This window comes from Pedococcus cremeus (assembly GCF_900111375.1).
Taxonomy (GTDB): domain Bacteria; phylum Actinomycetota; class Actinomycetes; order Actinomycetales; family Dermatophilaceae; genus Pedococcus_A; species Pedococcus_A cremeus.
The window spans coordinates 48,479-67,345 of the sequence record NZ_FOHB01000004.1 but is presented as its reverse complement, the minus strand read 5'-3'; the positions used below and the strand labels follow the sequence as shown (position 1 = coordinate 67,345).

General features: G+C 72.0%; 23 protein-coding genes. 17 read left to right on the top strand and 6 right to left on the bottom strand.

Annotated features, from left to right (window positions below):
* The first annotated feature begins 2 nt into the window (after nucleotides 1–2).
* The 4 genes from BMW78_RS08760 to BMW78_RS08745 all read left to right on the top strand — a co-directional run bounded on the left by BMW78_RS08760 (nucleotide 3) and on the right by BMW78_RS08745 (nucleotide 3,431).
* The gene (locus tag BMW78_RS08760) at nucleotides 3–776 is read left to right on the top strand and encodes a hypothetical protein (RefSeq protein WP_091758427.1); all 774 of its coding nucleotides are present in this window, start codon (nucleotides 3–5) and stop codon (nucleotides 774–776) included.
* A gap of 80 nt (nucleotides 777–856) precedes the next feature.
* Nucleotides 857–2,164, top strand: coding sequence for a D-inositol-3-phosphate glycosyltransferase (gene mshA, locus BMW78_RS08755; protein WP_091758426.1), 1,308 nt, complete (start codon nucleotides 857–859; stop codon nucleotides 2,162–2,164).
* A 26-nt stretch (nucleotides 2,165–2,190) separates the two neighbouring features.
* On the top strand, nucleotides 2,191–2,667 hold the full coding sequence (locus BMW78_RS08750; protein ID WP_425439049.1) for a YbjN domain-containing protein: 477 nt from the start codon (nucleotides 2,191–2,193) through the stop codon (nucleotides 2,665–2,667).
* 20 nt (nucleotides 2,668–2,687) lie between these two features.
* The gene (locus BMW78_RS08745; RefSeq protein WP_091758422.1) at nucleotides 2,688–3,431 is read left to right on the top strand and encodes a phosphoglyceromutase; all 744 of its coding nucleotides are present in this window, start codon (nucleotides 2,688–2,690) and stop codon (nucleotides 3,429–3,431) included.
* 117 nt (nucleotides 3,432–3,548) lie between these two features.
* Here the strand turns inward: BMW78_RS08745 and phoU are convergent, their stop codons facing one another.
* Entirely contained in the window at nucleotides 3,549–4,241 is a 693-nt protein-coding gene (phoU, locus tag BMW78_RS08740; RefSeq protein WP_091758420.1) for a phosphate signaling complex protein PhoU, read from the bottom strand.
* Nucleotides 4,242–4,419: 178 nt separating this feature from the next.
* On the opposite strand from phoU, the gene BMW78_RS08735 reads away from it, so the two are divergent.
* Entirely contained in the window at nucleotides 4,420–5,643 is a 1,224-nt protein-coding gene (locus tag BMW78_RS08735) for a sensor histidine kinase (RefSeq protein WP_091758418.1), read from the top strand.
* Nucleotides 5,644–5,646: 3 nt separating this feature from the next.
* A complete protein-coding gene (locus BMW78_RS08730) occupies nucleotides 5,647–6,330 on the top strand; it encodes a response regulator transcription factor (RefSeq protein WP_091758416.1) in 684 nt (227 codons plus the stop codon).
* A 148-nt stretch (nucleotides 6,331–6,478) separates the two neighbouring features.
* Here BMW78_RS08730 and BMW78_RS08725 read toward each other — a convergent pair whose 3' ends face one another.
* Nucleotides 6,479–7,042, bottom strand: coding sequence for a hypothetical protein (locus tag BMW78_RS08725; protein ID WP_091758414.1), 564 nt, complete (start codon nucleotides 7,040–7,042; stop codon nucleotides 6,479–6,481).
* A gap of 196 nt (nucleotides 7,043–7,238) precedes the next feature.
* Between BMW78_RS08725 and BMW78_RS08720 the strand changes: the two genes are divergently transcribed.
* Entirely contained in the window at nucleotides 7,239–7,721 is a 483-nt protein-coding gene (locus BMW78_RS08720) for a CarD family transcriptional regulator (protein WP_091758412.1), read from the top strand.
* Complete coding sequence (gene ispD, locus BMW78_RS08715; protein WP_091759099.1) at nucleotides 7,718–8,437, top strand: 2-C-methyl-D-erythritol 4-phosphate cytidylyltransferase; 720 nt, start codon at nucleotides 7,718–7,720, stop codon at nucleotides 8,435–8,437. The genes BMW78_RS08720 and ispD overlap by 4 nt, the downstream gene beginning before the upstream one ends.
* Here the strand turns inward: ispD and BMW78_RS08710 are convergent.
* Nucleotides 8,434–9,051, bottom strand: coding sequence for a GNAT family N-acetyltransferase (locus tag BMW78_RS08710; RefSeq protein WP_091758410.1), 618 nt, complete (start codon nucleotides 9,049–9,051; stop codon nucleotides 8,434–8,436). The two genes, ispD and BMW78_RS08710, sit on opposite strands and share 4 nt — an antisense overlap.
* 107 nt (nucleotides 9,052–9,158) lie before the next feature.
* Here BMW78_RS08710 and ispF point away from each other — a divergent pair, with 107 nt between their 5' ends.
* Nucleotides 9,159–9,638: a 2-C-methyl-D-erythritol 2,4-cyclodiphosphate synthase gene (gene ispF / locus BMW78_RS08705; protein ID WP_091758408.1), complete on the top strand. Its 480-nt coding sequence runs from the start codon at nucleotides 9,159–9,161 to the stop codon at nucleotides 9,636–9,638.
* Here the strand turns inward: ispF and BMW78_RS08700 are convergent.
* Entirely contained in the window at nucleotides 9,623–9,961 is a 339-nt protein-coding gene (locus tag BMW78_RS08700) for a hypothetical protein (RefSeq protein ID WP_091758407.1), read from the bottom strand. The genes ispF and BMW78_RS08700 overlap by 16 nt on opposite strands.
* A 154-nt stretch (nucleotides 9,962–10,115) precedes the next feature.
* Nucleotides 10,116–10,493: a hypothetical protein gene (locus BMW78_RS08695; protein ID WP_091758405.1), complete on the bottom strand. Its 378-nt coding sequence runs from the start codon at nucleotides 10,491–10,493 to the stop codon at nucleotides 10,116–10,118.
* A gap of 141 nt (nucleotides 10,494–10,634) precedes the next feature.
* On the opposite strand from BMW78_RS08695, the gene BMW78_RS08690 reads away from it, so the two are divergent.
* From BMW78_RS08690 to BMW78_RS08655, 8 genes are all read left to right on the top strand, one after another.
* A complete protein-coding gene (locus tag BMW78_RS08690; RefSeq protein ID WP_091758403.1) occupies nucleotides 10,635–11,324 on the top strand; it encodes a hypothetical protein in 690 nt (229 codons plus the stop codon).
* A 119-nt stretch (nucleotides 11,325–11,443) separates the two neighbouring features.
* Nucleotides 11,444–12,529, top strand: a complete 1,086-nt coding sequence (locus BMW78_RS08685) for an S-(hydroxymethyl)mycothiol dehydrogenase (protein WP_091758401.1) — start codon at nucleotides 11,444–11,446, stop codon at nucleotides 12,527–12,529.
* Nucleotides 12,529–13,197 carry an MBL fold metallo-hydrolase gene (locus tag BMW78_RS08680; protein WP_091758399.1) on the top strand — a complete coding sequence of 223 codons (669 nt, stop codon included), beginning with the start codon at nucleotides 12,529–12,531 and terminating at the stop codon, nucleotides 13,195–13,197. The genes BMW78_RS08685 and BMW78_RS08680 overlap by 1 nt, the downstream gene beginning before the upstream one ends.
* 180 nt (nucleotides 13,198–13,377) lie before the next feature.
* Nucleotides 13,378–14,817 carry a cysteine--tRNA ligase gene (gene cysS / locus BMW78_RS08675; RefSeq protein ID WP_091758397.1) on the top strand — a complete coding sequence of 480 codons (1,440 nt, stop codon included), beginning with the start codon at nucleotides 13,378–13,380 and terminating at the stop codon, nucleotides 14,815–14,817.
* Between the two features lie 9 nt (nucleotides 14,818–14,826).
* A complete protein-coding gene (rlmB, locus tag BMW78_RS08670; RefSeq protein WP_091758395.1) occupies nucleotides 14,827–15,816 on the top strand; it encodes a 23S rRNA (guanosine(2251)-2'-O)-methyltransferase RlmB in 990 nt (329 codons plus the stop codon).
* A 64-nt stretch (nucleotides 15,817–15,880) separates the two neighbouring features.
* Nucleotides 15,881–16,312, top strand: a complete 432-nt coding sequence (locus BMW78_RS21005; RefSeq protein WP_218144289.1) for a DUF4190 domain-containing protein — start codon at nucleotides 15,881–15,883, stop codon at nucleotides 16,310–16,312.
* Nucleotides 16,313–16,331: 19 nt separating this feature from the next.
* Nucleotides 16,332–16,778 carry a DUF2752 domain-containing protein gene (locus BMW78_RS08660; protein WP_245735752.1) on the top strand — a complete coding sequence of 149 codons (447 nt, stop codon included), beginning with the start codon at nucleotides 16,332–16,334 and terminating at the stop codon, nucleotides 16,776–16,778.
* A 21-nt stretch (nucleotides 16,779–16,799) separates the two neighbouring features.
* A complete protein-coding gene (locus tag BMW78_RS08655; protein WP_091758393.1) occupies nucleotides 16,800–17,528 on the top strand; it encodes a hypothetical protein in 729 nt (242 codons plus the stop codon).
* Between the two features lie 22 nt (nucleotides 17,529–17,550).
* On the opposite strand, the gene BMW78_RS08650 is transcribed toward BMW78_RS08655, so the two are convergent.
* A complete protein-coding gene (locus tag BMW78_RS08650) occupies nucleotides 17,551–18,813 on the bottom strand; it encodes a DUF4032 domain-containing protein (protein WP_091759095.1) in 1,263 nt (420 codons plus the stop codon).
* Between the last annotated feature and the right edge of the window lie 54 nt (nucleotides 18,814–18,867).

Below are 18,867 nucleotides of genomic sequence, written 5' to 3'. Positions count from 1 at the left end.
CCGTGCCCCGGACCAAGCGTGACGTGAGCAAGAGCATGGTCGCGCTCGTGCTCTCGCTCGCGGCGCTCACGGCCCTGGGGCTGAGCTCGTGGGTGCCCGGCTGGCTGGGCCGCGACAGCGGCATGGCCGACGTCGAGCCCGGCATGCTCCAGGTCGACCAGCAGGCCCGCGGCATCGCGACCCTCGGTGGTGGGGTGACGGCCTCGCTCTACGACTCCGGGCTGCGGCTCAGCCACGACGACGACATCCTCACCGAGACCGTGCTGCGGGGGTCGTTCCTCTCCGCCGTGGTCGGAACCGCGGAGGGCACGGGCAACGCGACGACCGAGCACGTCGAGCACGAGTACAACCACCTGCACATCACCGACCTGCGCTTCCTCCCGGGACGGGCGGTCTACTCCGGTGAGGTCTCCGACGGCTCCAACTCGCTGCCGGTCGAGATCCGCATCGAGCTGGCCGGCCCGGTGGTGCGCATCGGCTTCAGCGTGCCCCTGGCCAGCGGGGTGGTGGTCCACCTGGCGCACAAGCCGGCCACCACGGGGCTGCCGCCGGTGCTGCCGTTCCGCAACCTGCGGCGCAACGACTTCTGGCTGCCCGCCGACACCGGCCGGAGCGACCCGGCGTTCACCACCGTGCTCGGAACCGACGTGGCGATCGGCCCGGCCGGGGTGGCCCGCGGTGTGGACCAGCGCTCGTCGGGCCGCCTCGACCTGCACGTCTGGTCGAGCTCGGCCGTGGTCACCGTGTCCTCCCGCCCGAACCCGAGCCCGCGGTAGCGCCGCGAGGGGTAGCGCGAAGAGGGCCGGTGGTGCCGCTCGGCGAGGTGCCTTCCGGTGCCCCGTGGGACAATCGCGGCATGCCCCTGTGTGACTCTCTCGGCCGGGTCGCCATGCTCAGCGTGCACACCTCCCCGCTGGAGCGGCCCGGCACCGGGGACGCCGGTGGCCTCAACGTCTACGTCGTCGAGGTCGCCAAGCAGCTCGCCCGTCGCGGCGTCGAGGTCGAGGTGTTCACCCGCACCACGACGGCCGACCTCGACCCGGTGGTCGAGCTGGCCCCCGGGGTGCTGGTACGGCACATCACCGCCGGCCCCTACGAGGGGCTCGGCAAGGAGGAGCTGCCCGGCCAGCTGTGCGCCTTCGCGGCCGGCGTCATGCGCACCGCGGCGCACGCCCCCGAGGGCTACTACGACCTGGTCCACTCCCACTACTGGCTCTCGGGCCAGGTCGGCTGGCTGGCGCACGACCGCTGGCAGGTGCCGCTCGTGCACACCATGCACACCATGGCCCGGGTCAAGAACGCCCACCTCGCCGAGGGCGACACCCCCGAGCCGTCCGGCCGCGAGATCGGCGAGGCGCAGGTCGTCGAGGCCGCCGACCGGCTCATCGCCAACACCGACAAGGAGGCGGCCGAGCTGGTGGACCTGTATGCCGCCGACCCGGCCAAGGTGGTGGTGGTGCCCCCGGGCGTCGACCTCTCGGTGTTCACCCCCGGCGACCAGCGCGAGGCGCGCGACCAGGTCGGCCTGCCCCGGGACGCCAAGGTGCTCCTCTTCGTCGGCCGCATCCAGCCGCTCAAGGCGCCTGACGTGCTCGTGCGGGCGGCCGCGCACCTGCTGCAGCGCCACCCAGACTGGCGCGGCCGGCTGGCGGTGGCCGTGCTCGGGGGTCCGAGCGGCTCGGGGCTGGCGCACCCCCACTCCCTCGAGGACCTCGCGCGCGACCTCGGGATCGCGTCCGACGTCCGGTTCGTCAAGCCGGTGACCCGGCCGGAGCTGGCCCGCTGGTACCGCGCGGCCGACCTGGTGGCCGTGCCGTCGCACAGCGAGTCCTTCGGCCTCGTCGCCGTCGAGGCCCAGGCCTGCGGCACCCCGGTCGTGGCCGCCGATGTCGGCGGCCTGCCCACCGCGGTCGGTGACGCCGGCGTGCTCGTCGACGGGCGCGACCCCCGCCGGTGGGCCGACGAGCTCGAGGACTTGCTGCTCGACCCGGGGCGGCGCGACGAGCTGGCCCGGCGGGCGGTGCGCCATGCCGGCCAGTTCGGCTGGGAGCGCACGGCCGACCGCCTTCTCGAGGTCTACCGGCAGGCCTGCGTCCAGCGCACGTCGTCGCCCATCGGCGAGGCGGCGCTGCTCACCGGCGTCCCCGCGGCGGTGGTCCCGTGACGGCCGGTGGTGGCGAGGGGGCCCGCCTGGCGAAGGTCCTCGAGGCCTACCTCGGCGAGTCGGAGATCCCGTGGGAGGCCGGTGCCCGCGACGGCGAGTTCGTGCTGACCCTGCCGGGGGAGAAGAAGCTCAAGACGGTGGCCTCGCTCGTGGTGACCGACTCGACCCTGTCGGTGTCGGCGTTCGTCATCCGCAACCCGGACGAGAACCACGAGGAGTTCTACCGCTACCTGCTGCGCAAGAACCTCCGCCTGCCCGGCCTCGCCTACGCCATCGACGCGTCCGGCGACGTCTACGTCACGGGCCGGCTGCCGGCGGCCGGGGTGGACGCCGACTACCTCGACCAGCTGCTCGGCGCCCTGCTGCAGGCGGCCGACGCCCACTTCAACGAGCTGCTCGCCATCGGCTTCCTCACCTCGATGAGGAAGGAGTGGGCCTGGCGCGTCTCGCGAGGTGAGTCGACCCGCAACCTCGAGGCCTTCCGCCACCTGCTCGAGGATTGAGCCCCGCTAGCCTTGGCGCCATGACGGCATACACGCTCATCCTGCTGCGCCACGGGCAGTCCACGTGGAACGAGAAGAACCTCTTCACCGGCTGGGTCGACGTCGACCTGAGCGACCTCGGGCGGCAGGAGGCCGTGCGCGGCGGCGAGCTGCTGAAGGAGGCCGGCATCCTGCCGGACGTCGTGCACACCTCGGTGCTGCGCCGGGCCATCACCACCGCCAACCTCGCGCTCGACACGTGCGACCGCCACTGGATCCCGGTGCGTCGCGACTGGCGCCTCAACGAGCGGCACTACGGCGCCCTGCAGGGCCTCGACAAGGCCGCCACGCGTGACAAGTACGGCGACGAGCAGTTCATGCTGTGGCGCCGCTCCTTCGACGTGCCGCCGCCGCCCATCGAGGTCGGCAGCGAGTGGGACCAGACCGACGATCCGCGCTACGCCGGCACCGAGGTGCCGCGCACCGAGTGCCTCAAGGACGTCATCGAGCGGTTCATGCCGTACTGGGAGGGCCCGCTGCAGGAGGACCTGCGCGCCGGCCAGACGGTGCTGGTCACCGCCCACGGCAACAGCCTGCGCGGCCTGGTCAAGCACCTCGACCAGATCAGCGACGACGACATCGCCGGCCTCAACATCCCCACCGGCATGCCGCTCGTCTACACCCTCGGCGAGGACATGATGCCGACGAGGCCGGGGGAGTACCTCGACCCCGAGGCGGCTGCCGAGGCCGCCGCCGCCGTGGCGGCCCAGGGCCAGCGCCACTGACGCCGAGCCCACCGGGCGCAGCCCGCAACGGCGACAGGCCCGGTATGCCGTGCACGCGGCATACCGGGCCTGTCTCTCTTCCTGCCTGCGTCTGCGACGGGGCGGGGAGGTGACGCGTCAGTCGGTCGCGTCGTCCTCCTGCTCCTCGTGGTCCATGCTCGTGATGCCCTCGTCCCACTCGCCGGTGACGAGGTAGATGACCCGGTGCGAGACGGTGACGGCCCAGTCGGCGAAGCGCTCGTAGTAGCGGCCGATGAGGGCGAGGTCGACGGCGGACTGCACGCCGTACTTCCACGGGCCCTCCATGAGGCGGGCCAGCAGGTCGCGGTGCAGGTCGTCCATGGCGTCGTCGTCGCGGTCGAGCTCGGCGGCGGCCTTGACGTCCTTGGAGGCGATGACCGAGCCGGCCTTCGCGACGATCTTCTCGGCGACGTTGCCCATCTGCACGATCTCGGCGCGCACCTCGGCCGGCACCGCGGTGTCGGGGTAGCGCAGGCGCGCAACCTTGGCGATGTGGCGGGCCAGGTCGCCCATGCGCTCGAGGTCGGAGCTCATCCGCATGCCCGTGACGATGATGCGCAGGTCGGTGGCGACCGGGTTCTGGCGGGCCAGCAGGTCGATGGCGAGCTCGTCGATCGACTCGCGCATCGCGTCGATGGCCTTGTCGCCGTCGATCACGGTCTGGGCCAGCTGGATGTCGGCGTCCAGCAGGGCGGTGGTGGCCCGCGACATGGCGGAGCCGACCAGCCGCGTCATCTCGACGAGCTGGTCGGAGATCTTGTCGAGGTCCTCGTGGAAGGCGTGGCGCATGGGTGCTCGTGGTCCTTGGTGGTCTCGCGGGGTCGGGCTCGCTGGGTCGTCGTGCCGAGTGAGGTTCCCACGGGGCTGTGAACGTCCGGGGACCCCAAGGTGAACATATGGGAACCCGCGTGCGGAGGACACCCGGTGGCGACAGAAGCGGCCCCACGGACTGCGTACATTGAGTCACGTGGACGTGGGTACCGCCGCCGTGCTGTCCGGCTTCGCCGGACTCGTCATCGGGGTGTTCGCCGTGCTCGCCGTCCGCTACTCCGAGCGCGAGATGTATGCCGTGCCGGAGCCGGAGCAGCCGCCCGCGCTGCCCTCCGGGGTGGGCGACGTGCTGGCGGTGCTGCGCTCGAGCGCCATCGTCGTCGACTCCTCCGACGCCGTCATCAACAGCTCACCGGCCGCGGTGGCCTACGGCCTGGTGCGCGGGCAGGAGCTTGCACACACCGAGCTGCGTGAGCTGGCCCGGCAGGTGCGCCGCGACGGCGTGATCCGCGAGGCCGAGCTCGAGCTGTCGCGCGGCCCGCTCGGCATGGGGCAGGTGTTCATGCAGGCCCGGGTGGCCCCGCTCGGCAGCAGCCACGTGCTGCTCCTGCTCGACGACCGCACCGAGGCCCGGCGTCTCGAGGAGGTCCGCCGCGACTTCGTCGTCAACGTCAGCCACGAGCTCAAGACACCGGTCGGGGGACTGCGCCTGCTCGCCGAGGCGGTCGAGGACGCCAAGGACGACCCGGAGGCGGTGGAGCGGTTCGCCCAGCGGATGCAGGTCGAGACGGCACGGCTGGCGCAGCTGGTCAAGGAGATCGTCGACCTGTCGCGGCTCCAGGTGGCCGACGCCCTGCACGAGCCACGCCTGGTCGACGTGGGCGCGGCGGTGCAGGAGGCGATCGAGTGGTCACGGACCGGCGCCGACGCCAAGGAGATCGAGCTGGCGGTGGCCGCCGAGCCCGACCTGAAGGTCTTCGGCGACGAGGAGCTGCTCGTCACGGCGGTGCGCAACCTGGTCGGCAACGCGATCGCCTACTCCGACGCCGGCACCAAGGTCGCGGTCGGGGTGCGGCGCGCCGGCGACACGGTGGAGGTCAGCGTCGCCGACCAGGGCCACGGCATACCGGAGGAGGAGCAGAGCCGGATCTTCGAGCGGTTCTATCGCGTCGACACCGCTCGCTCGCGCGCCACCGGCGGCACCGGTCTGGGCCTGGCCATCGTCAAGCACATCTGCGCCAACCACGGCGGCGACGTCACCGTGTGGAGCCGCGAGGGGCGTGGCTCGACCTTCACGATGCGGCTGCCCGCGGCCGCCGACCACAGCGGTGAGGCCGGTGACCAGCCGACCACCCCCACCCTGCAGACCTTCCGGACCACGACCGGGCACCGGCCCGGCGACGAACCAACGAGAGGCTGATGGATGACCCGCATCCTGGTGGTGGAGGACGAGGTCTCGTACTCCGACCCCCTGTCCTACCTGCTGAAGAAGGAGGGCTACGAGGTTGCCGTGACCGAGACCGGTCCTGAGGCGCTGGAGGAGTTCGACCGCGCCGGCGCCGACCTGGTGCTGCTCGACCTCATGCTCCCCGGGCTGCCCGGCACCGACGTGTGCCGCGCGCTGCGGCAGCGCTCGAACGTGCCGGTGATCATGCTCACCGCCAAGGACGACGAGATCGACAAGGTCGTCGGGCTGGAGATCGGCGCCGACGACTACGTCACCAAGCCCTACTCCTCCCGTGAGCTGCTCGCCCGCATCAAGGCCGTGCTGCGGCGGCGTGCCGAGCCCGAGGACCTCATGCCGGCGACCCTCGAGGCCGGCCCGGTGCGCATGGACGTCGAGCGCCACGTCGTGACGGTCAACGGCGAGCCGGCGTCGATGCCGCTCAAGGAGTTCGAGCTGCTCGAGATGCTGCTGCGCAACACCGGCCGGGTGCTGACCCGCATGCAGCTCATCGACCGGGTGTGGGGCAGCGACTACGTCGGCGACACCAAGACGCTCGACGTCCACGTCAAGCGCCTGCGAGCCAAGATCGAGCCCGACCCCGGCAACCCGCAGCACATCGTCACGGTGCGCGGGCTGGGCTACAAGTTCGAGGTCGACTGACACGCGGCTGACCTGCCGCCAGGGGCCGACGTGCGGCCAGCGCGCAGTCGGCGCCCTGGCGGCGCTGACGGCGCTGACGGCGCACACGGCGAGAGGCCGGTTCCCCCAGCGGGGAACCGGCCTCTCGTGTCCGGAAGGTCTCGCCTCGTCAGGAGGTCGGTGAGCTGGTCGCGGTGCTGGACGGGGTGCTGGTCGGCGAGTTGCTCGGGCCGCTCGTGCCGCTCGTCGGCGCCGCCGTGGGGGCCAGGGTCTGGTAGTAGCCCTGCGCCGCCACGACCGGGACCTGCACGATGTTGGTGCCGGCGCCCTGCGTGGTGACCTGGAGGGTTGTGACCCCACCCGGCTCGGCGTTCACGGTGGACAGCGAGACCTGGTTCGTGCCGGACAGGCGCTCCGTCGAGTAGGCCGGCACCTGCAGGTCGGCGGTGGCGCCACCCTCTCCGGCGAAGGTGATGCTGACCTGCTGCCCGCCCCGGTTCACGACCGAACCCGAGAGGGTGCCCGGGCCACCCTTCTTCTCGGCGACCACGACGAGGTCGCGGATCTGGACCTGCGAGAGGTCGACCGCCACGCCGTCGGCCGGGGTGTACGGCTGCTCGGTCTGGAGGGGGTTGGTGAGCTGGCACCCGCTCAGCCCGAGCGCGGCCGCGGCAGCTGCCAGGGGCACGAGACGGCGGGCGACACGGGCGGGAGAGAGGGTTCGGCGCATCACGGGTGACAGAGTACCGGGCACCGTCACGACTGCGCGCACCTGTGCGCGTTGCATGAGAAGGTGGCCTCTGTCAAGACGGTTCAGGCAGGCAAATTCCGGGTAAAAGAGGCTCTGACCTGCGGAAACGTCGAAGGCTCAAGTTCCTCTCGATGGCTTGCCGTGTTATTCTGGAGGTCGCGAAAGGGGAAAACAGCACATGGTTTTCAAGGTCGGCGAAACGGTCGTGTACCCGCACCACGGGGCAGCACTGATCGAAGAAATCAACACCCGCACGATCAAGGGCGAGGACAAGCTCTACCTCAAGCTCAAGGTGGCCCAGGGCGATCTGACCATCGAGGTCCCTGCCGAGAACTGCGACCTCGTGGGTGTCCGCGACGTCGTCGGCCAGGACGGTCTCGACAAGGTCTTCGAGGTGCTGCGGGCCCCGCACACCGAGGAGCCGACCAACTGGTCGCGCCGCTACAAGGCCAACCTCGAGAAGCTCGCCTCCGGTGACGTCATCAAGGTCGCCGAGGTCGTCCGCGACCTGTGGCGCCGCGACAAGGACCGCGGTCTCTCCGCCGGCGAGAAGCGCATGCTGGCCAAGGCCCGCCAGATCCTCGTCTCCGAGCTGGCCCTGGCCGAGAAGACGAACGAGGACAAGGCCGAGGCCATCCTCGACGAGGTCCTCGCCTCCTGAGCGCCTCCACCGTCGCTGTCGTCCTGGTCGCAGGAGGGCAGGGCACCCGGCTCGGCGCTGCTGAGCCGAAGGCGTTCGTGACACTGAACGGCGAGCCGCTGCTCGGGCATGCCCTGAGCCGCGTGCTCGCCGTTCGTGCTGTCGGGCACGTCGTCGTGGTTGCTCCGCGCAGCCACCTCGCTGCGGCCCGGGCGGTCGCCGACGCCACAGGGCGGCCGGAGGTCGTCGACGTGGTGCCCGGTGGCCGCGAGCGCACGGAGTCGGTGGCGGCTGGCCTCGCCGCGCTGCGCCCGGACGACGAGGTCGTCCTGGTCCATGACGCTGCCCGCGCCCTGGCACCGCCCGAGCTCTTCGAGGAGGTCGTCGCCGCGGTCCGCTCAGGCAGCCCGGCCGTCGTGCCCGGCCTCCCCGTGGTCGACACCATCAAGGCCGTCGGCGCCGGCGAGGTCGTCGAGGGCACCCCGGACCGGTCCCGGTTGCGGGCGGTCCAGACCCCGCAGGGCTTCACGCGCGCCCTCCTCGAGCGCGCGCACGCCAGCGGTGCCTCGGCCAGTGATGACGCCGGGCTGGCCGAGCGCATCGGCGCCCACGTCCGGGTCGTGCCCGGCGACCAGAGGGCCATGAAGGTCACGACACCGCACGACCTGGCCGTCGCGGCGCTCTTCCTCGGCGAGGAGCAGGCCGACCGGCTCAGCCCCTCCCCGCAACAGGCCTAGCCCGGGCGGCGGGCCGTCCGCACGTGCTCCTGCAGCACGGCACAGGCCTCGTCCCACGTCACCTGCGGCTCGCGCGGCAGGTCCGGTTCGAGCACCGAGTGCCAGCCGTCGAGCATGCGGCCCTTGTGCGGGAGCAGCGCCGGCACGAGCAGGGGGAGCGGGAAGCCGTTGCGCCAGGCGGCCTTGTAGCTGGCGTAGTTGCCGACGTTGGCCTGCCACGCCACCAGCTCCCAGCCGAGGTCGGTGAAGGCGTGGTCGAGCACGAGCCCGATGGTCTCCGACATCACGCCACGGCCGCGGGCCCGGGGGTGGGTGACGAAGCCGATGTTGCCGCTGCCGTGGCCGGGCTCGCGGGTCCACGCCCGCAGGTCGATGGTGCCGGCGTAGGCGCCGTCGGTCTCGATCGCCCAGGACACCTGCTCGTCCGAGGGCTTCATGATGGCGGCGAGGTACTCCCGCCCCATGTCCTCCGTGTAGGGCGAGGGCACCGTCGTCCAGCGGACGCTGTCAGGGTCGGTGCAGCGCTCGACGATCGGCCCGAGGTCGGCCTCCACGTGGGGCCGCAGCACCACGGACGGACCGGTCAGGACGGGGATCGGCATCGGCTCGCTCATGCGCCCGCACGCTATCGGTCGGCTGCGCGCGGCAGCGACGGGGTTTCCCCGGCGCGGTGGTTGGATGGCGTGGTGAGGTGGTCGTCGTGAGGCACGCACAGGCCGGTATGCCGCGGGTCGGCGTTGGCGTCGACGTCCACGCCTTCGCGCCGGAGGGCAGCACTCGCGAACTCTGGGTGGCCGGGCTGCTCTGGCCAGGGGAGCGCGGGCTCGAGGGGCACTCGGACGCCGACGTGGCGGCCCACGCCGCCTGCGACGCCCTCTTCTCCGCGGCGGGGATCGGTGACCTCGGGGCTCACTTCGGCACGTCGCGACCGGAGCTGGCAGGCGCGTCGGGGGTGGCCCTGCTCGCCGAGGCCGCCCGGCTCGTCCGTGACGCCGGCTTCGAGATCGGCAACGTGGCCGTGCAGGTCGTGGGCAACCGGCCGAAGGTCGGCACGCGCCGCGACGAGGCCCAGGCGGCTCTCGAGGCGGCCTGCGGTGCGCCGGTCTCGGTGAGCGGCACCACCACCGACGGGCTCGGCCTCACCGGCCGTGGTGAAGGGGTCGCGGCGATCGCCAACGCCCTGGTCTACGCCGCCACCTGACCATCGCGCCGGGTCCGCCCGGCGAAGAGGGCCGCCACCAGGAGGCCGTACCCCGTCAGGCGCAGCACCATGCTGGCGAAGTTGACCACCGCGAGCAGCCCGGGGTGCGCGATCGGTGAGAACCCGCGCCCGGACGTCAGGAGCCAGATCCAGGCCAGGGCGGCCAGCGAGTCGACCAGGAGGGCGACAAGTCCGGCGGCGGCCAGCTGTCTCCAGCGCTGGCCGGGGGAGCCGTGGCGGGTGAGCAGCACGAGCGCTGACGCCCAGAGGGCGATGGTGAGGACCGACGGCACCATGGCCGCCACCGAGCCGAACACCTGCATGACACGTCCCCCTGCCCTTCGGGCGAGCCCTGCCGCTCCGTCCCCCGGTGGGCGTGAGTATGCCGTCCGGCCGGCGCGCGCGGGGGACGTTCGAGAGGGCCGGTGCGATGCACCGGCCCCCTCGTGTGGCCGCTGACCGGTCGAGTCGGTCACCTCAGTGCGGACGTGCGCCCGCGTGGGCGTGCACCAGACCGGCGTGGTCGACGACCTCGAAGGCGTAGACCACCAGGATCGAGCCCATGAAGACGGCCAGCAGGACCTCTGCCGCCGCGGTCTCGGCGAACACCAGGGCAGCCAGGCCCAGCACCCCCGCGACGACCGCGGCGATGTTCTCGCCCGTGCCGACGCGGTCCGCTGCGTTGCCCGTCCTCAGGACCAGGAAGGCGATCGCGCCCAGCACCAAGCCTGTGGCGGACATGCCACGCGGGTCCTTGATGAAGGGCATCTCACCGTTGACCAGGTAGCCGATGTAGGGCACCGCGATCGCGGCGACCAGCAGGGAGGCGATGGCGTCCCGGAATGTGAGTCTCATCAGTGCACCTCCTTCCAACGGTTCCAGCCTTGGTCGACCGCCCGGGCGCCCAGCAGAGCCGAACGACCCCTCTCCGCGGACAGGCAGTCGTACCGTGAGAGGCAGCAGGGGAGACAGGTGACCCGACGCTGAGGAGCGGCCATGTCCACCACCGGTCTCGACCAGTCACTGAGGGCAGGCACCGGCTCGGAGGTGCCGGCGGCCGTGCGGGCGCAGCTGCTCGCGACCGAGCACTGGAGCCTGCTGGCCACGCGCAGCACGACGTGGTCCGAGGTGATGAGCCGGATCACCATCCACCTCACGGTCTCCTCGGCGGCGCTGGTCGTGCTCGCCCTGACCGCCCAGGCGATCGGATTCGGCCCTGCTTTCCAGGTGTTGAGCATCGGGCTGGCCTCGGCGATCCTGCTGCTCGGGACCCTGACTGAGCTGCGCGTCCACATGGCGAGCGCCGAGGACGCACTGCTCATCACGGGGATGAACCGGTTGCGGGCGGGGTACCGGGAGCTCGACCCCGGCATCGAGCCCTACCTCGTCGCCTCGTGGCACGACGACTTCGCCGGGCTCCACGCGACCTACACGCTGGGGCGACGCCGCTCGACGTTCCTCCACGTCGTCGGCAGCACGGTGATGTTCATGACCGCGGTCAACACGATCGTGGCGGGCACCCTGGGTGCGCTGGTCGCGGACGCAGCAGGGGCTTCGACCGCCGTGGTCGCGGTGCTGGGCGCGCTCGTGGGGCTCGCCTACTTCGCCGCGATGGTCGAGGCAGGCCGGCGACGCTTCGCCTGCGTGCCCGGCATACCGTCGCACTCCCCGACCCCACCCGCCTGACCCCGGGGCGGGGCAGTTCGGCGGGCGCGGCGGGAGCCGGCCACGCGCCCGCGCCCGGCCTGACCACGGGCCGTAGGGTGACGGCATACCCAGCCCTGCCCCTTCCCGAGGAGGACCGCATGCCCCAGACCGTCAAGGGAGTCATCGCCCGCAGCAAGGACGCCGACGTCGAGGTCGTCGACATCGTGGTGCCCGACCCGGGCCCGGGCGAGGCCGTCGTGAAGGTGCACACCTGCGGGGTCTGCCACACGGACCTGCACTACAAGCAGGGCGGCATCAACGACGAGTTCCCCTTCCTGCTGGGGCACGAGGCGGCCGGTGTCGTGGAGGCGGTCGGCGAGGGTGTCACCGAGGTGGCTCCCGGCGACTTCGTGATCCTCAACTGGCGCGCGGTCTGCGGCCAGTGCCGCGCCTGCCAGAAGGGCAAGCCGTGGTACTGCTTCGCGACGCACAACGCCAAGCAGAAGATGACGCTCACCGACGGCACCGAGCTGAGCCCCGCGCTGGGCATCGGCGCGTTCATCGAGAAGACCCTGGTCGCTGCGGGGCAGTGCACCAAGGTCGACCCCGAGGCGGACGCCGCCGCGGTGGGCCTGCTCGGCTGCGGCGTGATGGCCGGCTTCGGCGCGGCCGTCAACACCGGTGGTGTGGGCATGGGTGACTCGGTCGCCGTCATCGGCTGTGGTGGCGTGGGCAACGCGGCCATCGCCGGCGCCCAGCTCGCCGGCGCGACGACGATCGTCGCCGTCGACATCGACGACGAGAAGCTCGACGCGGCACGCCGGTTCGGCGCCACGCACACCGTGAACAGCGGCAAGACCGACCCGGTGGAGGCCATCAAGGAGGCGACCGGCGGCTTCGGTGCCGACGTCGTGGTGGAGGCCGTCGGCCGGCCCGAGACCTACGAGCAGGCGTTCTACGCCCGCGACCTCGCCGGCACCGTCGTGCTGGTCGGCGTCCCGACCCCCGACAAGCAGGTCACCCTGCCGATGATCGAGATCTTCGGCCGTGGCGGTGCGCTGAAGTCGAGCTGGTACGGCGACTGCCTGCCCAGCCGCGACTTCCCGATGCTGGTCGACCTCTACCGCCAGGGCCGCTTCGACCTCGACGCCTTCGTGACCGAGAAGATCGGGCTCGGCGACATCGAGAAGGCGTTCGAGAAGATGGAGCGCGGCGAGGTGCTCCGCTCGGTGGTGGTCCTCTGATGCCGGCCGAGCTCGTGCCGGACATCGCGCCGTCCGCCGGTGGCGTGCGGGTCGAGCGCCTGGTCACCTCCGGCACCTTCGAGCTCGACGGCGGCTCGTGGGAGGTCGACAACAACGTCTGGATCGTGGGCGACGACAAGGAGTGTGTCGTCATCGACCCCGCCCACGACGCGCGGGCGATCGTGAAGTCGGTCCCGCACGACCGCAAGGTCACCGCGGTGCTGTGCACCCACGCGCACAACGACCACATCAACGGCGTGGGCGAGGTCTGCGACGCCACCCGCGCCCCGGCGTACCTGCACCCGGACGACCGCGTGCTCTGGGACGCGGTCTACCCCGTGACCCCCGACCGTGAGCTGCGGGACGGCGACACCATCACGGTCGGCGACGTCGAGCTGCACGTCATCCACACGCCGGGGCACTCGCCGGGCGCCTGCTGCTTCTACGCGCCCCAGCTCGGCGTGGTCTTCAGCGGTGACACCCTGTTCAACGGTGGCCCGGGCGCGACGGGGCGGTCGTACAGCGACTTCCCGACGATCATCGACTCGATCCGCGACAAGCTGCTGACCCTGCCCGACGAGACGGTCGTGCTGACCGGGCACGGTGACTCGACGGTGATCGGGGCGGAGGCGCCGCACCTGCAGGAGTGGCTCGACCGCGGCCAGTGACCGTCAGGTCCAGTGGCCGCTCGCCGGTCCAGAAGGGTCGCTCGAGGATCAGGGGCTCGCCGAGCAGCGCCGCCTCGACCTCGGCGCGGTCCATGTCGGCCCCCAGCACCACCTCCGTAGCGCACACCGCACGATTCGCCGTTTAGTCCCGTGGTGCCACCCGCGGGTAACCTTGCGCGGGTGAGCCTCCGCCTGTTCGACACCGCCGCGCGCGAGCTGCGCGACTTCACCCCGCTGGTGCCAGGTCAGGTGGGGATCTACATCTGTGGGCTCACGACCCAGAGCGCCCCGCACATCGGGCACGTGCGCTTCGCCGTCGCGTTCGACGTGCTGCGCCGCTGGCTCGAGGGCCGCTACGGCTACCAGGTCAACCTGATCCGCAACGTCACCGACATCGACGACAAGATCCTCGCCAAGTCGGCCGAGGCCGGCGAGCCCTGGTACGCCCTGTCGTACCGGAACGAGATCGAGACGGCCAAGGCCCTCGACCTCCTCGGTGTGCTGCCGCCGACGTACGAGCCGCGCGCGACCGGGCACATCCCCGAGATGGTCGAGCTCATGCAGGTTCTCGTCGAGAAGGGCCACGCCTACGCGGCCCCCGACGGCAGCGGCGACGTCTACTTCGACGTCCGCAGCTTCCCGGAGTACGGCGCGCTGACCCACCAGCGGATCGAGGACATGGCCGCGGCCGAGGACGCCGACCCGCGCGGCAAGCGCGACCCCCGCGACTTCGCCCTGTGGAAGGGGCGCAAGGAGTCCGAGCCGCCGACCGCCTCGTGGCCGACGCCGTTCGGCACCGGCCGGCCGGGCTGGCACCTCGAGTGCTCGGCCATGGCGCGCAAGTACCTCGGCGACGCGTTCGACATCCACGGTGGTGGCGTGGACCTGCGCTTCCCGCACCACGAGAACGAGCAGGCCCAGTCGCGTGCGGCCGGGCTCGACTTCGCCAACTTCTGGCTGCACAACGCCTGGGTGACGGTGGCCGGCGAGAAGATGAGCAAGTCGCTCGGCAACTCGCTCGTCGTCAGTGAGGTCACCAAGGTGGCCCGTCCCCTCGCCGTCCGCTACTACCTGACCGCCGCGCACTACCGCTCGACGATCGAGTACCACGAGGGATCGCTGGAGGAGGCCGACTCCGCCGTCGAGCGCATCGACGGCTTCCTGCGGCGCGCGCTGCGGTCCCTGCCCGGCATGGACGCGACACCCGACCACAGCCGCGTTCCCGAGGCCTTCGCCGAGGCGATGGACGACGACCTCAACGTCTCGGGCGCGCTCGCGGTGGTGCACGAGACCGTGCGTGCCGGCAACACCGCGCTCGACGACGGCGACGACGAGGGTGTGGCCGAGGCCTTCGCCCACGTCGTGGCCATGACCGACCTGCTCGGGGTGAACCCGCTCGACCCGCACTGGGACGGCGGCTCCGCGAACCACGGCAACGAGGCCCAGCTGGCGCTCGACGCGCTCGTCGGCGTCCAGCTCGAGGCCCGTGCTGCGGCCCGGGCCGCACGCGACTACGCCACCGCCGACGCGATCCGCGAGCAGCTCGGCGCGGTCGGCATCCAGATCGAGGACACCGCCTCCGGTGCGTCGTGGTCGATGACCCGTCGCACCGAGGGCTGAGAGGCACACATGGCAGGCAACTCCCAGCGCCGCGGGGCGATCCGCAAGGGCGAATCCAAGAAGGGCGCGACCGTCGGCTCAGGCGGCCAGCGCCGCCGCGGGCTCGAGGGCAAGGGCCCGACCCCCAAGGCGGCCGATCGCCCGAACCACAAGGCGCACAAGATGGCCAAGGCCGCCGCGAAACGGGGCGGCGCAGGTGCCGGCCGTCCCGGCGGGGGCCGCCCCTCGGGCGGTCGCCGGTCCAAGAGCTCCAGCGAGATCGTCGCCGGGCGCAACTCGGTCGTCGAGGCGCTGCGCGCGAACATCCCGGTCACGACGATGTACGTCGCCGGACGCATCGACGCCGACGACCGCGTGCGGGAGGCGCTGAAGACGGCGACCGAGCGCGGCATACCGATCCTCGAGACCCCGCGCGGTGAGCTCGACCGCCTCACCGACGGAGCGGTGCACCAGGGCCTGGCACTGCAGGTGCCGCCCTACGAGTACGCCCACCCGTCCGACCTCGTCGACCCCGAGGCGCCGGGCATCCCGCTCGTCGTGGCCCTCGACGGCATCACCGACCCGCGCAACCTGGGTGCCATCATCCGTTCCGTGGCGGCGTTCGGCGGCCACGGCGTCATCGTCACCGAGCGCCGGTCTGTGGGCATGACGGCCAGCGCGTGGAAGACGTCGGCGGGTGCCGCGGCGCGGGTGCCGGTCGCCCTGGCGTCGAACCTCACGCGCAGCCTCGAGGACTTCCGCAAGGCCGGCTTCTTCATCCTCGGCCTCGACATGGACGGCGACGTCTCCCTGCCCGAGCTCGAGCTCGCGTCGGAGCCGCTCGTCGTCGTGGTGGGCTCGGAGGGCAAGGGGCTCTCGCGCCTCGTCGGTGAGACGTGCGACCAGATCGTCTCGATCCCGATGTCGTCGGCCGTCGAGTCGCTCAACGCCGGCATCGCGACGGGCGTGACCCTGTACGAGATCGCGAGGCGACGCGCGGCCGGCGCAACCCGGTCGTAAGGGACGTTTCCGATACCGTTCGCTGCAGCCGCGCCCATGGGGGAGCGCCAGCGAAAGGATGGGCATGTCCGACTACGGTTCCAACCCGCCTCCGCCGCCTGGTGGGGGCGGCTACCCGCCTCCGCCGCCTGGTGGAGGCGGCTACCCGCCTCCGCCCCCCGGAGGTGGGGGGTACTCCGCGCCGCCGCCCGCCCCGGGCTACGTCGAGGGCGCCGGCCCGATGGGGCCGCGGGAGCACCCGCAGGGCACGCTCATCCTGATCCTCGGCATCGCGTCGATCGTCTGCATCCAGCTGCTCGGCCCGGTCGCGTGGATCATGGGCAACCGGGCGATCCGCGAGATCGACGCCAACCCGGGTGCCTACTCGAACCGGGGCACCGTCAACGCCGGCCGGATCTGCGGCATCATCGGCACGGTCTTCCTGGTCGTCGGAGTCATCACCTGGATCATCCTCATCGCGACCGGAGTCATGACGTCCAACTCGACCACCTACTAGCACCACTCCCTGGCGTGCCGTGACCGCACCGACCGTCGGGAAGCGCCCTGCCGACCTCCTCCGTGAGGGACGCAGGGCGCTCGGCGTTCCCCTGCTCTGGCTCGGCGCCGTCGCGGCCGGGTGGGTGCTCGTCGCGGTGGTGGACCCGAACGAGCCGGGCCACTACCCGACCTGCCCGTTGCTCGCGGCCACCGGCCTCTACTGCCCGGGGTGCGGCACGATGCGCGCGCTGCACGACCTCGCCCATCGCGACCTCGCGGGCGCCCTGGCCCGCAACCCCCTGGCCGTGCTGTCGCTGCCCGTGCTGGCCTGGGCGTGGCTCGGCTGGGTGCGCGGGCGGTGGGGAACGCCCACGACGGCGAGGGCGTCGGTGCCAGCATGGGTGCAGTGGGCGGCTGCGGCTCTCGTCGTGCTGTTCGGCGTGGCCCGCAACCTTCCCGGGATGACGCTGCTGTCACCCGCCTGACCAGTCGCCAAGGAGAACCTCATGAGCAGCCCGTACCCGCCGCCGCCGGAGCCGCAGGGCCAGCCCCCGGGCCAGCCCCAGGGCCAGCCGGGACCCCAGGGCTACCCTGGGGCCGGCTACCCGGGACCGCCGCCGGCGTACCCGGGTGCCGCACCGGGTCAGATGCCGGGTCAGATGCCGGGTCAGATGCCCGGTCAGATGCCGGGTCAGGTGCCGGCTCCGATGCCGGGCTACGCGGGGGGCATGCCCGGTATGCCGCCGGCCGCCGGCGCGCCCCAACCCGCCGGTCCGCGCCCCGCCTCGGTCACCACGGCGGTGCGCCTCATGTGGGTGGGCGCCGCCCTCAGCCTGGTGAGCGCGCTGCTGACCCCGACCATGGGCGACGCGATGCGGACGCAGATCCGCGACGCCATCGCCACCTCCGGCTCCTCCATGGACCCGGGAACGCTCGACGGGTTCGTGACCGTGATCCTGGCAGTCGCCGTCGTGTTCGGCCTGGTCGAGGCCGGGCTGTGGCTGCTGATGGCGTGGCAGAACGGCAGGGGCAGGACGTGGGCGCGCATCGTCGCCACCATCCTCTTCGCCCTGGGGCTGCTCTCCGCTCTCAGCAGCCTGGCGCAGGCCAGCGTCACCCCGCTGCTGACCATCCTGTCGGTGGCGGGCACGATCGTCGGCGGCGTCGCGGTGTTCTTCCTGTGGCGCAAGGAGTCCAGCGCCTGGTTCGAGGCGCAGTCGGCCCCGCGCTACTGAGCGACCGTCGCTCGGGCGGCCCTCAGCCCTCGCCGATCTCGTCGCCCAGCATGGCGATCACCGGCATCTCGACGGTGTCGACGCCGAGCACCGACTTCTCGTCCGGCTTTCCCGGCAGCACGGTCTTCACGTAGTCCTGGATGGCGTCCTCGATCGGCACGTCGTGGCCCGCGCGCTCCGACATGTACCAGCGGTGCTCGAGCACCTCGTGGAAGACCTCGGCGGGCTCCAGCTTGGCGGTGAGGTCGCGGGGCACGGTGCGGGTGACCGGCTCGTAGATGCGGGCCAGCCAGTCGTGGGCGACGATCTCCTCGTCCTCACCCTGGCGGTCCTGCGACGCCCGGAAGGCGTCGAGGTCGTTGAGCAGCCGGCGGGCCTGGTTCTCCTCGACGTCGAGGCCGGTGAGGCGCAGCAGCCGGCGGGAGTGGTGGCCGGCATCGACGACCTTGGGCTGGATCTGGATCGTGGTGCCGCCGATGTCGGTCGAGATGGCGAGCTCGTCGACGTCGAAGCCGAGCTCGTTGAGCCGGCGGATCCGCTCGTCGACGCGCCACCGGTCGCCCTTCTCGAACCGCTCGAGGCCGGTGAGCTCCTCCCACAGGTCGGTGTAGCGCGTCACGATCCGGTTGGAGGTCTCGATCGGGTCGGCGGACTCGTGCAGCAGCCCGCCGGCCTCGAGGTCCATCAGCTCGCCGGCGATGTTGACGCGGGCGATGTCGAGGTCGTGCTCGCGCTGTCCCGGGGTGAGCGTCTGGTGCAGCTCACCGGTCTCGGCGTCGACGAGGTATGCCGCGAACGCGCCGGCGTCGCGCCGGAAGAGGGTGTTGGACAGCGACACGTCGCCCCACCAGAAGCCCTCGAGGTGCAGCCGGACGAGGAGCACCGCGAGGGCGTCGATGAGGCGCTTGGCGGTGTCGGGCCGCAGGGTCTGGCTGAACAGGGCGCGGTAGGGGAGCGAGAACTGCAGGTGGCGGGTGAGCAGGCAGCCGTCGAGCACCGTGCCGTCCTCCTGCTCACGGCCGCTGACGATGCCGAACGGCTCGACGCAGGGCAGGTCGAGCCGGCCCAGGGCGCGCAGCATGTGGTACTCGCGGAAGGCGATGTCGGTCTTGATCTCCTTGACCGCCAGCACCCGGTGCGAGAGCTTGACGAAGCGCACCACGTGCCGCGAGATGCCGCGGGGCAGGGCGGCGAGGTGCTCCTCCGGCCAGGTCTCCAGCGGCAGGTGCCACGGCAGGTCGAGCAGGGCCGGGTCCGGTCGGGCTGCGGTGATCTCCAGTGCCACGCGCCCCATGGTGTCAGGTCAGCGCTCGACCCGGCACGGCTGACCACCGGTGAC

Coding starts and splice junctions, on each gene's coding strand:
- BMW78_RS08745 (WP_091758422.1), top strand. CDS start 2,688: ATGACGGCATACACGCTCATCCTGCTGCGCCACGGGCAGTCCACGTGG.
- rlmB (WP_091758395.1), top strand. CDS start 14,827: ATGGCAGGCAACTCCCAGCGCCGCGGGGCGATCCGCAAGGGCGAATCC.
- BMW78_RS08690 (WP_091758403.1), top strand. CDS start 10,635: ATGTCCACCACCGGTCTCGACCAGTCACTGAGGGCAGGCACCGGCTCG.
- phoU (WP_091758420.1), bottom strand. CDS start 4,241: ATGCGCCACGCCTTCCACGAGGACCTCGACAAGATCTCCGACCAGCTC.
- BMW78_RS08720 (WP_091758412.1), top strand. CDS start 7,239: ATGGTTTTCAAGGTCGGCGAAACGGTCGTGTACCCGCACCACGGGGCA.
- BMW78_RS08685 (WP_091758401.1), top strand. CDS start 11,444: ATGCCCCAGACCGTCAAGGGAGTCATCGCCCGCAGCAAGGACGCCGAC.
- BMW78_RS08680 (WP_091758399.1), top strand. CDS start 12,529: ATGCCGGCCGAGCTCGTGCCGGACATCGCGCCGTCCGCCGGTGGCGTG.
- ispF (WP_091758408.1), top strand. CDS start 9,159: ATGCCGCGGGTCGGCGTTGGCGTCGACGTCCACGCCTTCGCGCCGGAG.
- BMW78_RS08710 (WP_091758410.1), bottom strand. CDS start 9,051: ATGAGCGAGCCGATGCCGATCCCCGTCCTGACCGGTCCGTCCGTGGTG.
- BMW78_RS21005 (WP_218144289.1), top strand. CDS start 15,881: ATGTCCGACTACGGTTCCAACCCGCCTCCGCCGCCTGGTGGGGGCGGC.
- mshA (WP_091758426.1), top strand. CDS start 857: ATGCCCCTGTGTGACTCTCTCGGCCGGGTCGCCATGCTCAGCGTGCAC.
- BMW78_RS08655 (WP_091758393.1), top strand. CDS start 16,800: ATGAGCAGCCCGTACCCGCCGCCGCCGGAGCCGCAGGGCCAGCCCCCG.
- BMW78_RS08700 (WP_091758407.1), bottom strand. CDS start 9,961: ATGCAGGTGTTCGGCTCGGTGGCGGCCATGGTGCCGTCGGTCCTCACC.
- BMW78_RS08695 (WP_091758405.1), bottom strand. CDS start 10,493: ATGAGACTCACATTCCGGGACGCCATCGCCTCCCTGCTGGTCGCCGCG.
- BMW78_RS08730 (WP_091758416.1), top strand. CDS start 5,647: ATGACCCGCATCCTGGTGGTGGAGGACGAGGTCTCGTACTCCGACCCC.